We start from the raw sequence: 13,739 nt of genomic DNA on the forward strand, positions 1-13,739 counted from the left end.
TCACCGACAAAACTAGTTCTATTTCGTCACATTTAGCTGTTTAAGATGTTTGAGAGAAAATAGAGAATGTACGTTTGAATATCTTCCACCAAGAAGCAGCATCGATATCTTCTTTTGCAAGAAGCGGTGAAGAACTAACTACTTTGTTATCCTTCTTAATGGTCAACATTCCAATTTTGTCTCCTTTTTGAATAGGCGCATTTAGCTTCTCGTTCATTTTCACTTCTGTTTTAACGTCTTTGGCTGCATTTCCTTTTTTCAATAAAACAGAAATAGGCTCGGACGTAACAGCTGTTACTTGATCTTCGCTACCCTTGTTTACATCTATCTTGGTAATAACGTCTCCTTTTTTGTATAAAGGCTTCGTTGTATATTGACTGAATGCGTAGTCTAACATTTTGGTTACTTGATTATTGCGATCTTTTGGCGTGCTTGCACCGAATACAACGGCTAACACACGCATATTTCCCTTTTTAGCGGTAGCTGTTAGGCAATACTTAGCTTGACCTGTAAATCCCGTTTTGAGTCCATCAACACCGGGATAAAACTTCACTAAGCGATTTGTATTTACTAACCAAAACTTCTTATCTGTATCCGTGCGCAAATAAGCTTCGTATTTACTTGTATAGTTAATAATTTTTTCATACTTTAGCAGCTCTCTGCCCATCATGGCCATATCATGAGCTGTACTATAGTGATTTTCTACGGGCAGGCCTGTCGGATTTTGAAATTTTGTATGAGTCAAACCAAGCTCTTTCGCTTTTTGGTTCATCTTTGCTACAAATTTTTCTTCTGATCCAGCTAAATATTCAGCCATTGCCATAGAAGCATCGTTACCAGAACCTATCGCAATCCCTTTTAGCAAATCATTTACCGTCATTTCTTCTCCGGGCTCTAAAAAGATTTGTGAGCCTCCCATTGAAGCGGCATATTCACTTGCTCGCACTTTATCTTTTAAGGTAATTTTCCCTTTATCCAAAGCCTCCATAATTAAAATCATTGTCATAATTTTAGTCATACTGGCAGGGGGAAGTTCTTGATTACTATTTTTTTCGTATAGAATTTTTCCTGTATCCCGTTCAATTAAAATAGCTGACCTAGCACTGTCAGCAAGCTCGGAATTCTTTTTTTCTGCGGCTAAAACAGGTTGCGTCATAAGTGGAAATAAAAATATGACAACGAGTAACTTTACAATAGTTCGCTTCATCTCCACAAACCTCCATTCTTTATACAACCTATTTTTTCCAAGGTATAATCGATTTATACTAAGGGAAATAAAAAAAGCATCGAGAAATTCTCGATGCTTGAAGTCATATTTTCTTCTTATTTTTGATAAGCTGGAAGCTGCTTTACTACTTCTTTTACAAGCGATAAAAACTGCTGTTTTACTTTTTCAGTCGTTTCAATTACTTCTTCATGATTTAACGGCTGATCTAAAATACCAGCTGCCATATTAGAAATACAAGAAATACCTAGCACTTTCATACCTGCATGGCGTGCCACAATAACTTCTGGCACTGTAGACATACCGACCGCGTCTCCCCCGATAATGCGAAGCATGCGCACTTCAGCAGGCGTTTCATATGTTGGACCTGTATTTCCTACATATACACCTTCTTGTAAGGCGATATTTAAATCAGCTCCTACTTTCTTCGCTAATTGACGAAGATCCTTGCAGTAAGCAGTTGACATATCCGGGAACCTTACTCCGAAATCAGAGTCATTAGGTCCAATCAAAGGATTGGTTCCAAAATTATTAATATGATCAGAAATAATCATTAAGTCTCCTGGATTAAAGGATTCGTTTACTCCGCCCGCTGCATTCGTTACAATCAACGTTTCTACACCGATTTCTTTCATTACGCGCACTGGAAATGTTACTTTATCAAGAGCGTACCCTTCATAAAAGTGAAAACGTCCTTGCATAGCTACAACGGGTACGTCATGAATGGTACCTATTACTAATTGACCTGCGTGACCTTCAACTGTTGAAACCGGGAACTCAGGAATGTCGTTATACGGAATTTTTACCGGGCCTTCAATTTCGTCAGCTAATACCCCTAGTCCAGAACCTAAAATAAGCCCAATTGTTGGTGTAACAGCTGATTGATTTTTAATATATGCTGCTGCTTTTTCAATATACTCTTTTTTCATACTCCATTCCCCCTGCTTAATTCAACTCTTTTAAAAAACTTTTTCCATGCTTAGGCATTGCTACGCCAAAATTTTCTGCTACCGTTGCGCCAATATCTGCAAACGTTTGACGAATAGAAAGTTCTTTTCCTTCTTGCATGCCTTTATTGTACACAAGAAGCGGCACGTATTCACGCGTATGGTCTGTCCCATGATGAACAGGGTCATTTCCATGATCCGCTGTAATAATCAATAAATCATCTTCTTTTAATAAATCAAATACTTCTTCTAAGCGTGCATCATATTCTTCAAGTGCTTGCCCATATCCTTGTGGATCGCGGCGATGACCATAGAGAGCATCAAAATCAACTAAATTTAAGAAGCTTAAGCCTGTGAAGTCCATGTTTAATGTATCAACTAGCTTATCCATGCCGTCCATATTCGATTTGGTACGAAGAGATTTTGTTACCCCTTCTCCGTCGTAAATATCAGAAATTTTACCGATAGCAATAACATCGATGTCATTGTCTTTTAATTCATTCATTACTGTACGTCCAAAAGGCTTTAATGCATAGTCATGACGATTGGATGTACGTGTAAAGTTACCTGGTTCACCTAAAAACGGGCGAGCGATAACACGTCCAATCATATATGGATCATCAAGCGTTAATTCACGAGCAATCTCACAAATTTTGTACAATTCATCAATTGGAACAATTTCTTCATGAGCAGCAATTTGCAAAACAGAATCCGCTGATGTATAGACGATTAAGTCACCTGTTTCCATATGCTGTTTTCCTAGCTCATCCAAAATTTCTGTACCAGACGCTGGTTTGTTCCCAATGATTTTTCGACCTGTTTTTTCTTCTAGTTGTGAAATCAGCTCTTCTGGAAATCCATCTGGAAATACATTAAAAGGCGTATCAATATTAAGACCCATAATTTCCCAATGACCTGTCATTGTATCTTTTCCTGCCGAAGCTTCCTGCATTTTTGTATAGTAAGCCAACGGTTTTTCGGCTTTATCGATTCCTTTAATTTCACGGATATTGCTTAGGCCAAGCTTAGCCATATTGGGCATATGAAGACCGTTACAGTGTTCTGCAATATGACCAAACGTATCAGCACCTTTATCATTGTATTTTTCAGCATCCGGTGATTCACCGATACCCACTGAATCCATGACAATTAAAAATACGCGTTTATATGTATGCGCCATTTTATTCCCTCCAAATATCAATTTATTTATTCTCTATAAAATTCCCGTTTGGAAATAATTTAACCATCTTCTCTTATTGGTCAGAAGTCTGACCTCTCTATTAGTATAGACGCTTTTTATTTTTTTGTACACATGAATGAAAGTGTTTTCAATCAAAAAAACCAATGTCTATGAACTCATTGGACATTGGAATCTTCCTACGCTCGCGGATGAAACTGATTGTATACATCTTTTAAACGTGCTTTTGTGACATGTGTATAAATTTGAGTGGTCGAAATATCCGCATGCCCGAGCATTTCTTGAACGGCTCTCAAGTCCGCGCCGTTCTCTAACAAATGAGTAGCAAACGAATGTCGTAACGTATGCGGAGTTAATTCTTTTTCAATTTTTGCTTCAGAAGCTAACTTTTTTAATATTTTCCAAAACCCCTGCCTTGTTAAACGCCTTCCGTGATGATTAACAAAGAGTGCTTTATCCTGTTCCTTTTGCTTTGTTAAAACACTCCGGCTACGCTGTAGATACTCTTCAATCGCCTCCGTTGCCAACCTTCCGATAGGGACAATTCTTTCTTTATTCCCTTTTCCGATACAACGAATAAATCCCATCGTCAAATGTGCATCATCAATATTTAAGTTAACGAGTTCAGATACACGAATTCCAGTAGCATAAAGCAACTCAAGCATCGCTTTGTCCCGTATGCCAAAAGGCGTCGAAGTATCAAACACATTTAACAGCGCCTCTACTTCCTCTGCATTTAGCACTTTTGGCAGCTTGCGCTCAAGCTGCGGAGTATCAATATGAACGGATGGATCTGTATCCGCTGCTTTTTCTCTTAATAAGAATTGATGAAAAGATCTAGTTGAAGCCACATGTCTCGCAATCGTTTTAGATGACTTTTGCTGATCACTTAAATATTTCAGAAAATTAACGATGTGGAGTCTTGTTACTTCATTAAATGATTTCAGCTGCTCTACATGCTCTAAATATTGAGCATACTTTTTTAAATCTCGTTCATATGAATCAATCGTATTTTTCGCCAGTCCCCGCTCTACTACTAAATAATGAATAAAATCTTGAATTTGATCATTCAATAGCCTCTACTCCCCGTTTTGATAAAACATAAATAAACGCTCCAGCCACGTCTGGTCTTTGTTCACACTTGCTTGCATGACCTTAACTGCTGAACCCGACGGCTCATCATAACGTTTATAATTTTGATACTCTTGAGATACCCAGATCATTCCAAAATAAAACAAAAGAGTAAACCCGGTAAATAAGATAAATACTTTACATGTATTATATACCATTTCAGCCCATGATTTCATGAAACAATTCCTCCAATTTTTGATTCTATTAGAAGATATGCCAATTGGGACAGGTTTTATACATGTTTCTTGCCTTTATACGCTGAGTTCTCTCCTGGTCATTTCCTTTCTTTCTATAAAACCATGTAGCTTGTAACCTCGTTATTTTTTTATGTATGTACGACAAAAAACCTTCTCCATTAGGGAAAAGGCTTTTACTGCTTGTCTTCTTTATCCTGACAGCGATGGCAAATGCCATGAAATGTCAAGCGGTGATCTTTAATTTTAAAATTCCATTGCTTTTCCACAATTTCTTCAACGTCTTCAAGCAAATCTTCTTGAATTTCGTCCACAGATCCACATTCCATACACACAAGGTGATGATGAAAGTGTGCGGCTCCTTCTTGTCTTAAATCGTAGCGAGAAACGCCATCGCCAAAGTTTATTTTATCAACAATTTTAAGTTCAGTTAACAATTCTAACGTACGATAAACAGTTGCCAATCCAATTTCCGGAGACTTTTCCTTGACGAGGAGATATACATCTTCGGCACTTAAATGATCCTCTTCATGTTCAAGAAGTACTCTTACAGTCGCCTCACGTTGAGGTGTCAATTTATAGCTAGCTGAGTGCAACTGCTGCTTAATTCGCTCAATTCGACTTTCCATAATTATTCCCTCCCTCGCCATTCACTAATCCATTATATCAGATGTGTCGAGGGTGTCAAAATAAAGTTATTATTAATAAGAAAAAAGAATTCTTTTTACTTAATACTTATTCTTACTTATTTAATAGAGCCATTACACTTTTCATTAAAGTAGGTGATACGTAGGCTTCAACTGTAGCCGCACAGGCAACCAAACATATCATTGCAATCATCGTGCCGCTATAGCGTAAAAAGGATGCGGAAATTGGCTCCGCTGCTTTTTTAAAGAATTGCTGCCGCACAAGCTTCAAAGAAAAGGCAACTGAAGCTGCAGACAAGATTAGAAATGCCGGTATGAGAAAGATATTTTGCGGCATAACCGATACAAAAGATAGCGCAAAACCAGAGAGTCCCATTTGATTGACTAAAAAGCCTACGGTAAAACCAATCACCATTCCTTTTAAAAACAGCAGAATTAACACTACAGGCAAACCAATAATGGCAATTCCTAATATCCAAATGAGCCCTAAGTATTTAACATTATGAAAAAAACTTTGCTGAAACATTTCAACGCTGCTTGCTACTTCTCCGCTCTTTACCTGTCCAAAAAACCGGTTTAAATAGAAGTACAGGTCTTCTTTTTGATCAAGCGTCAAACTATTTACAACAATAGCCCCAAAAATGATTCCCATTAAAAACAGCACGGTCACAAACAAATAAATAGAACTGTTTTCTTGAAAATGTCTTGCATACGATAATGGCAATTGTTTTTTTCTCATCGTCTTCCTCCTATTAATCGCTTAATAGAGTGTATGATAGAGTACAAAAACTATGCCAAGAATCTTTTGAATCTATCAAATAAAAAAAGAGAATGAGACATAATGAAATCTACATTCACCATCACCTAAAAAAAATCCGAACGAATTTGATTCTCCATCAAGAATCTCTATTCATCGTTCGGATGTTCCTTCAACTAAAATATGGTTGTCACACATTTTTTAAGCTAGAGATACACGCATGCCTGTTTTTTCTCACATCAAATGACGTTTCAATGTAAACCTCTAAATTGCTAGATTGCCGTTCGTATGTAAAAGAAAAAACTCTCTTACTCTCCTAAGCCGCTTTTTAACTGTAAGTACTGCACAGCATAGGCTGTTTTTGCATCATAAATTTCCTTGTTTTGAATAAGAGTAAGCGCCTCATCTACCGTAACTTCCATCACTTCAACAAATTCATCTTCGTCTAATTCCGCTTTGGTGGTCATCACTTTTAAATCTTCCGCTAAATAAAGGTGCACCAACTCATCCGCAAAACCTGGTGATGTATAAAAAGAAATAATATGGCTAAGCGAATCTGTCGTATAGCCCGTTTCTTCTTCTAACTCACGTTTTGCCGTCACAATCGGCTCTTCTCCTTTTTCTAGCTTGCCGGCTGGAATTTCGACTAAAATACGATCCATCGGCCTGCGATACTGTTTGACCATAACCATTTTATGATCACTTGTTAATGCAATGACAGCTACGGCTCCAGGGTGCTTAACTACTTCTCTTGTACTCGTTTTTCCGTTTGGAAGCTCTACTTCTTCTAAGTACAAATCAATCACTCTGCCTCCAAACAGCTTTTCAGAAGACAGCATTTTTTCTGTTAAATGATCCATTTTCTACACCTCGTTCTATTTTTTTGACTCTTACATATATTCTATCATACGAATCTTGGGAGGTAGAAAAAATGAAAGTTTATGTTCACGAGAAGCAAATCATTTTGGTCGGTAAAGCATGGGAAATCAAGCAAAAGTTAAAAGAATACGGTGAACAATTTCAGTATGTTGATGAGTGGACGAACGCTATCTCTCAAAATTTCAATTCTTACAAACAAGCAGACTGCAGACACTAATTGTGCTGCAGTTTTTTAATCTTCTTATTTGAGTTTCCCTCTATCATAGCGCTACAATAGATAGAAACAGGGAAAAAATAAGGAGTGACATATATGGAAAAAAGACGCTTAGGTACTTCAGACTTGCTTGTCAGTACATTAGGTTTAGGGTGCATGTCTCTTGGAACGGAACAAAAACACGCTGTCAATATGATTGATGAAGCTCTCGAATATGGCATTAACTATTTCGATACAGCAGATTTATATGATTTTGGCTTAAACGAGGAGTTTGTGGGACAAGCCCTAAAAAAACGCAGAAATGATATTATTTTAGCCACAAAAGTGGGGAATCGCTGGAATGATGCAAAAGACAGCTGGACATGGGATCCGTCTAAAGCTTACATAAAAGACGAAGTAAAAGAAAGCCTGCGCCGTCTTCAAACAGATTACATCGATTTATATCAACTGCACGGAGGAACCGTTGAAGATAATATTGAGGAAACGATTGAAGCATTTGAAGAATTAAAACAAGAAGGCGTCATTCGCTACTATGGTATTTCATCTATCCGCCCAAATGTGATTCGAGAGTATGTGCAAAATTCTTCTATTGTCAGCGTCATGATGCAATACAGCTTGTTAGACAGACGTCCTGAAGAAAGTGCACTTCCTCTTTTATATGACAACGGCATTAGCGTTGTAGCGAGAGGTCCGGTAGCCAAAGGGCTTCTAACCGACAAAGGAGAGCAAAAGCTTGCTGCATTTGAGCGCAAGGGCTACTTAGATTACAGCGGTACGGAATTAGCAAAAACGATAGAAGAATTTCGTCACGTACGACCAACTCACTCTCTAAACTCAACGGCACTTCAATACTGTTTAGCTAATCCTACGGTAGCCTCGGTTGTAGCAGGAGCAAGCTCTTCTTCACAGCTTCGTGAAAACGTCAAAGCTGTCGAGACCTCCCCGCTTCAGCCCACTGAAATTAGCAAGCTGCAATCGATCTTTAAAGCAAATCAATACGAAGCTCACCGTTAAAAAATAAAAGCGCCTTTATCGGCGCTTTTATTTTTTAAATTCGGACCAGTTCATATCACTTTCATTTAACAGTTCTTCAAACGATTTATTTTTTTCTTTTTCTTTTCGAATTCGAGCAGCTTCTTTACGTTCTGTTTCTTTCTGCTCTTCTTCTATTAAAGAAAGCGCCTGTTTTTTAGCCTGAAGCTGTTTTAATAAGCTATCATTTAGCTGATCTTTGATACTGAGCTGATCATTTTGTTTTTGTGCTGATTGTTTTTGCTTTTTTTTAGCCATCACAATTCCCCCGCTACTTTAATTGAGAGATATTGTATCATATTCTTGCTTTTGTTACCAAAAATCAAAATGCATCTAGTTTTACATGTTCATCAATGATTAAAATTGGCTCTGTAGACTGTTGAATATCTTCTACCGTATAGCCTTTCGCTACTTCAACAAGCTTTAGGCCTTCTGCCGTAATGTCAATGACCGCTCGATCTGTAATAATACGATCTACTACCCCTTTTCCTGTCAGAGGGAGGGTGCACTCATTTAAGATTTTAGGTTGGTCTTTTCTCGTCACATGTTCCATAATAACAATGATGCGCTGCGCTCCATGAACTAAATCCATTGCACCGCCCATTCCTTTAATCATTTTTCCAGGAATCATCCAGTTAGCTAAGTCACCAGTTTTTGAGACTTCCATGCCTCCTAAAATCGCAATATTAATATGCCCTCCGCGAATCATGCCAAACGATTCAGCACTGTCGAAGTAAGAAGCCCCTTTTGTCGCCGTTACGGTTTCTTTGCCTGCATTAATTAAATCAGGATCTACTTCTCCTTCTTTCGGATATGGTCCAATGCCTAACAGACCGTTTTCGGACTGAAGCACCACCGTTTTATTATCTGAGATATGATTAGCCACAAGCGTTGGAATACCAATTCCAAGGTTTACATAAAATCCGTCCAAAATTTCTTTTTCAGCACGTTTTGCAATTCGCTCTCTCACGTTCACGCCGTTTTCAATCATGAAAAATCTCTCCCCTTTTGTTATTTTTGAACGGTTAAACGCTCAATACGTTTTTCTTGTTCACCAATAATTAACGATTGAACATATACACTAGGTGTGTGGATAATATTTGGATCAAGTGAACCTGTTGGATGAAGTTCCTCTACTTCTGCTATCGTCACTTTTCCTGCTGCTGCAATCATTGGGCTAAAATTGCGCGCTGTCTTGTTATACACTAAGTTCCCCATATGATCGGCTTTCCAAGCTCTAACCAAACTAAAATCAGCTTTTAACGCCTCTTCTAGTAAATATTCTTTTCCTTCAAACACGCGAACTTCTTTTCCTTCAGCAATGGGTGTTCCCACTCCCGCTGGTGTATAAAATGCAGGTATGCCCGCTCCGCCGGCGCGAATCTTTTCAGCTAGCGTGCCTTGAGGTAGCAATTCTACTTCAATTTCTCCTGACAATACTTGTCTTTCAAACTCTTTATTTTCTCCCACGTAAGAACCAACCATCTTTTTAATTTGTTTGTTTTTCAGAAGCAGTCCAAGTCCCCAGTCGTCTACGCCGCAGTTATTTGAAATTACGGTTAAATCTTTTACCCCTGTTTCAACTAACGCTAAAATCAAATTCTCCGGAATTCCACATAAACCAAAACCACCGACCATAATCGTAGCACCGTCGTGAATATCTTTCACCGCTTCTTTAAACGACGTATGTACTTGTTTCATACATAACCACCCCTTCGTTATTTTTGAAAACGCTTTCTAATCCATTATAAAAGATTTTTATTTCTTTTTAAATATATATATAACTGAAAATTATAATTTAATCATTTTTTTGTCAAAAAAGTTATATTACTAGACAAATTAAAGGAAAAACAAAAACGCCACGAGTTCCAAAGCTGTATGTTTGGAATCTGTGGCGTTGTGATATAGCTTTAATGTTTGTTAAAACTATATCAAATTAAGGACGTTCAACGATTGTTGCAACGCCTTGGCCTCCGCCAATACATAACGTTGCTAACCCAAGTTTTGCGTCGCGTTTTTGCATTTCATGAATAAGTGAAACTAGGACACGTGTACCACTTGCACCAATAGGATGTCCAAGCGCAATTGCTCCACCGTTTACATTTAAAATATCATGATTAAATTGAAGTTCACGATCCACAGCGATTGACTGTGCAGCGAATGCTTCGTTTGCTTCTACTAATTGAACATCTTCTAATGAAACAGCAGCTTTTTCCAGCGCCTTTTTCACTGCGCTTACAGGACCGATTCCCATAATGCTTGGGTCTACTCCGGCAGTTGCATTAGCTTTAATAGACACTAATGGTGTTAGGCCTAACTCGTCTGCTTTTTTACGGCTCATTACCACTACCGCCGCTGCACCGTCATTGATACCAGATGCATTACCAGCTGTTACAGAACCGTCTTTTTTGAAGGCTGGACGTAGTTTCCCTAAGCTTTCAGCCGTTGTGCCTGCACGTGGGAACTCATCTTGTTCAAAAATAGTTACTTGACCTTTTCTTCCAGGCACTTCTACTGGCACGATTTCATCTTTGAAACGACCAGATTGAATAGCTGCTTCTGCTTTTTGCTGACTTGAAGCTGCAAACGCATCTTGTTCGTCACGAGTAATTTCATATTTATCACACAGATTTTCAGCTGTAACGCCCATATGGTAGTCGTTAAATGCACACCATAATCCATCTTGAATCATGCTGTCAACTACTTTTTGGTCGCCCATTTTAAACCCGTTGCGTGCATTTTTTAATAAGTATGGTGCTTGGCTCATGTTTTCCATTCCACCAGCAACAATCACATCAGCATCCCCAGCAAGAATCGCTTGTGTAGCGAGATGTACTGCTTTTAGTCCTGATCCGCATACTTTATTGATGGTTAATGCTGAAACAGTTTCAGGTAAACCTGCTGCTAAAGTTGCTTGTCGTGCTGGATTTTGTCCTAAACCTGCTTGTAGGACATTTCCCATGATAACTTCATCTACTTCGTTTGCTGATACCCCTACTTTGTTTAAAGCTTCTTTAATTACAGTACCACCTAAAGTTGTTGCGGATACATTTTGTAAGCTTCCCCCAAAGCTGCCGATTGCTGTACGTACAGCGCTTACAATGACTACTTCTGTTTGACCCATGTCGAAAACCTCTCCTTACTGTTTGATTACTGTGATTAACTGTCACCTGTATTAATTTCGACATCGCTTGCGAAATTCCTCTTTTTTTGTAAAAATTTATAATTTTTATTGAATTTTAATTTTTTAGAATTAAAATGAATATTAGTAAGCGTTTACAATATAGGAGGAGAGCGGTTTATGGGATTTCCTGAAAAAGTAACAATTATAGAAGTTGGTCCACGAGATGGACTTCAAAATGAAAAAAATTTTGTTCCAACTGAAAAAAAAATTAATTTTATCAAAAAATTAAAAGAAGCTGGACTATCCGAAATCGAAATTACATCCTTTGTTTCTCCAAAATGGGTTCCTCAAATGAAAGATGCTTCTACTGTTGCAAATACATTTCAGTCTGATACATGCCGAAACATTGTACTTGTGCCAAACCAAAAAGGCTTGGAAAAAGCACTGCAGGCTAATTGCCGCTCCGTTGCGCTGTTTATTGGCGTAAGCGATACTTTTAATCAAAAAAATATTAACAAAAACACCAAAGAAGCTGTACAAACGCTGCTTCCTCTCATTCAGCAGCTCAAGCAGCAAGAATATTTTATTCGAACTTGCATTTCCACCGCCTTTTATTGCCCGTATGAAGGAAAAATACATGAACGCGACGTGCTGGCCCTTTGCGAAAGCTTTGTGGAGGCTGGAGTGAATGAGCTAAGCGTTGCTGATACAATTGGCATGGCAAACCCTAAAGATGTATTTTCACTTTTCTCGAAATTAAAACAAAACTTTCCCCACACGCTACTTGCTGCGCACTTTCACGATACGAGAGGATTAGCCATTGCAAATATCTATGCAGCTCTGCAAGCCGGTATTAACAGGTTCGATTCATCCGCTGGGGGGTTAGGTGGATGTCCATTCGCTAAGGGAGCAACGGGAAACGTAGCTACAGAAGATCTCGTCTTTATGCTTCATGAAATGGGTATTTCCACTTCTATTAATGAAGAAAAGCTGCTCGAAGCAGTCGCTTTTATCGCTCCTCACATTTCAAGACCGATTGAAAGCAAGCAATACTCTTTATTTGCACAGCGTTAAAAATTAGGTTTTTATGAGAGCGATGCTATAATAAATAATAGCTATATTAACAAAAGGAGCCGCTAATCATGAAAAAATGGCTATTATTAATAGGAAGTGTTTTCGGAGCATTTGCCGCTCTTGGCATCTTTTTTACAAATCAAATGATGTACATCCGTAAAAAGACCGACAAAGTTATTATTGACCGCGATACAGAAGATGGCTTTTATGATGAGAAAGTCTATAGCACTCTTCCTAAAGAAGCATTTGTGCTTCCTTCTTCTCTAGGCTATAACATAGCTGGGACCGTTATTAAACAACACGAAAACAACCGATTTATGATTCTTTCGCACGGAGTTACAGTTCATTCACTGAACTCTATGAAATATGCTCGGCTTTTTCTAAAGCTTGGATGGAACGTCGTTCTTTATGATCATCGCCGCCACGGCAAGTCTGAAGGGAAAACAACGAGCTACGGCTATTATGAAAAACTGGACCTTCAATCCGTTGTTCACTGGGTAAAAGAACAATTCGGTTCAACTATTTCCCTTGGAATTCACGGGGAGTCTATGGGAGCTGCGACCACTCTTTTGTATGCTGGAATGGAAGACGGAGCTGATTTTTATATTGTCGACTGCCCTTTTTCTGATTTGGAAGAACTTCTTGCCTATCGCTTAAAACAAGATTTCCACCTACCTAAACAGCTCGTGATGCCAGCAGCTAATATGATTTTAAAATGGCGAGAAGGCTACTCATTTAAAGACGTATCACCCATTTCAGTCGTAGATCAAATCAAACATCCTGTTCTGTTTATCCATAGTAAAGAAGATGACTATATTCTTCCTAAAATGACGGAGCAGCTGCATGCTAAAAAAATGGGAGCAAAACGGATGTATTTAGCACCTGTAGGCACTCACGCCCGCTCGTATGCTGATAATCCAGTGGAATATGAACATGTTATTGAAGAATTCTTAGAAAAAACACAAAAAGAAGCGCTTTAAAGCGCTTCTTTTGTTTTATCGATAAATGACATGCGCGGATTTAAAATTTGAGAAGGACATTTTAGCATAAACGCATATGCACTTTCATTATAGTCAATCGTCATATTATCATCTAAAAATACTTGCTTTGTTTTTTCGACAAGAACAGGAACAAAATTCGTCTCAATGGTTACATCATCGCTCTCTTTTTCATCAACAATCCATAGCGTCGTTACACCGCTCACAACACAGCCGCATCCATCCGTATCGTATTTTAATTTTAAATATAGTGAAGAATCTTTACCGTACTTTTCTTGTACTTTTGCTATCGCTTTATCAGTAAAGGTAATATTCATTT

The 13,739-nt window shown here is 38.3% G+C and carries 17 protein-coding genes; 4 read left to right on the forward strand and 13 right to left on the reverse strand.

Annotated elements, in window-relative coordinates; genetic code table 11:
• Nucleotides 1-40: 40 nt before the first annotated feature.
• From MMB68_RS03225 to MMB68_RS03260, 8 genes are all read right to left on the reverse strand, one after another.
• Complete coding sequence (locus MMB68_RS03225) at nt 41-1,207, reverse strand: D-alanyl-D-alanine carboxypeptidase family protein (RefSeq protein WP_025750447.1); 1,167 nt, start codon at nt 1,205-1,207, stop codon at nt 41-43.
• Nucleotides 1,208-1,323: 116 nt separating this feature from the next.
• Nucleotides 1,324-2,154: a purine-nucleoside phosphorylase gene (locus tag MMB68_RS03230; RefSeq protein WP_221812654.1), complete on the reverse strand. Its 831-nt coding sequence runs from the start codon at nt 2,152-2,154 to the stop codon at nt 1,324-1,326.
• Between the two features lie 16 nt (nt 2,155-2,170).
• A complete protein-coding gene (deoB, locus tag MMB68_RS03235; RefSeq protein ID WP_025750449.1) occupies nt 2,171-3,352 on the reverse strand; it encodes a phosphopentomutase in 1,182 nt (393 codons plus the stop codon).
• A 197-nt stretch (nt 3,353-3,549) separates the two neighbouring features.
• Entirely contained in the window at nt 3,550-4,443 is an 894-nt protein-coding gene (gene xerD / locus MMB68_RS03240; protein ID WP_014458295.1) for a site-specific tyrosine recombinase XerD, read from the reverse strand.
• A 6-nt stretch (nt 4,444-4,449) separates the two neighbouring features.
• Nucleotides 4,450-4,677, reverse strand: coding sequence for a YqzK family protein (locus MMB68_RS03245; RefSeq protein WP_013059081.1), 228 nt, complete (start codon nt 4,675-4,677; stop codon nt 4,450-4,452).
• 194 nt (nt 4,678-4,871) lie between these two features.
• Nucleotides 4,872-5,324 carry a ferric iron uptake transcriptional regulator gene (gene fur, locus MMB68_RS03250; protein ID WP_013059082.1) on the reverse strand — a complete coding sequence of 151 codons (453 nt, stop codon included), beginning with the start codon at nt 5,322-5,324 and terminating at the stop codon, nt 4,872-4,874.
• 112 nt (nt 5,325-5,436) lie between these two features.
• On the reverse strand, nt 5,437-6,081 hold the full coding sequence (spoIIM, locus tag MMB68_RS03255) for a stage II sporulation protein M (RefSeq protein WP_025750451.1): 645 nt from the start codon (nt 6,079-6,081) through the stop codon (nt 5,437-5,439).
• A gap of 326 nt (nt 6,082-6,407) precedes the next feature.
• Nucleotides 6,408-6,959 carry an NUDIX hydrolase gene (locus tag MMB68_RS03260; protein WP_013059084.1) on the reverse strand — a complete coding sequence of 184 codons (552 nt, stop codon included), beginning with the start codon at nt 6,957-6,959 and terminating at the stop codon, nt 6,408-6,410.
• A gap of 71 nt (nt 6,960-7,030) precedes the next feature.
• Here MMB68_RS03260 and mciZ point away from each other — a divergent pair, with 71 nt between their 5' ends.
• Together mciZ and MMB68_RS03270 are read left to right on the forward strand one after the other, a co-directional pair.
• Nucleotides 7,031-7,195, forward strand: coding sequence for a Z-ring formation inhibitor MciZ (gene mciZ, locus MMB68_RS03265; RefSeq protein WP_013059085.1), 165 nt, complete (start codon nt 7,031-7,033; stop codon nt 7,193-7,195).
• Nucleotides 7,196-7,288: 93 nt separating this feature from the next.
• On the forward strand, nt 7,289-8,206 hold the full coding sequence (locus tag MMB68_RS03270; RefSeq protein WP_221812655.1) for an aldo/keto reductase: 918 nt from the start codon (nt 7,289-7,291) through the stop codon (nt 8,204-8,206).
• A 27-nt stretch (nt 8,207-8,233) separates the two neighbouring features.
• Here the strand turns inward: MMB68_RS03270 and MMB68_RS03275 are convergent, their stop codons facing one another.
• The 4 genes from MMB68_RS03275 to MMB68_RS03290 all read right to left on the reverse strand — a co-directional run bounded on the left by MMB68_RS03275 (nt 8,234) and on the right by MMB68_RS03290 (nt 11,348).
• Nucleotides 8,234-8,482: a YqkE family protein gene (locus MMB68_RS03275; protein WP_221812656.1), complete on the reverse strand. Its 249-nt coding sequence runs from the start codon at nt 8,480-8,482 to the stop codon at nt 8,234-8,236.
• Between the two features lie 64 nt (nt 8,483-8,546).
• On the reverse strand, nt 8,547-9,215 hold the full coding sequence (locus tag MMB68_RS03280; RefSeq protein ID WP_221812657.1) for a 3-oxoacid CoA-transferase subunit B: 669 nt from the start codon (nt 9,213-9,215) through the stop codon (nt 8,547-8,549).
• A 20-nt stretch (nt 9,216-9,235) separates the two neighbouring features.
• Complete coding sequence (locus MMB68_RS03285) at nt 9,236-9,925, reverse strand: CoA transferase subunit A (RefSeq protein WP_221784540.1); 690 nt, start codon at nt 9,923-9,925, stop codon at nt 9,236-9,238.
• Nucleotides 9,926-10,160: 235 nt separating this feature from the next.
• Entirely contained in the window at nt 10,161-11,348 is a 1,188-nt protein-coding gene (locus tag MMB68_RS03290; RefSeq protein ID WP_013059090.1) for an acetyl-CoA C-acetyltransferase, read from the reverse strand.
• A gap of 177 nt (nt 11,349-11,525) precedes the next feature.
• Here MMB68_RS03290 and MMB68_RS03295 point away from each other — a divergent pair, with 177 nt between their 5' ends.
• Together MMB68_RS03295 and MMB68_RS03300 are read left to right on the forward strand one after the other, a co-directional pair.
• Complete coding sequence (locus MMB68_RS03295; RefSeq protein WP_221784541.1) at nt 11,526-12,422, forward strand: hydroxymethylglutaryl-CoA lyase; 897 nt, start codon at nt 11,526-11,528, stop codon at nt 12,420-12,422.
• 68 nt (nt 12,423-12,490) lie between these two features.
• Complete coding sequence (locus MMB68_RS03300) at nt 12,491-13,402, forward strand: alpha/beta hydrolase (RefSeq protein ID WP_221784542.1); 912 nt, start codon at nt 12,491-12,493, stop codon at nt 13,400-13,402.
• Here MMB68_RS03300 and MMB68_RS03305 read toward each other — a convergent pair.
• Nucleotides 13,399-13,737 carry an iron-sulfur cluster biosynthesis family protein gene (locus tag MMB68_RS03305; protein ID WP_028410692.1) on the reverse strand — a complete coding sequence of 113 codons (339 nt, stop codon included), beginning with the start codon at nt 13,735-13,737 and terminating at the stop codon, nt 13,399-13,401. The two genes, MMB68_RS03300 and MMB68_RS03305, sit on opposite strands and share 4 nt — an antisense overlap.
• Between the last annotated feature and the right edge of the window lie 2 nt (nt 13,738-13,739).

It is taken from the genome of Priestia sp. Y58 (genome assembly GCF_029522095.1).
Classification (GTDB): domain Bacteria; phylum Bacillota; class Bacilli; order Bacillales; family Bacillaceae_H; genus Priestia; species Priestia megaterium_E.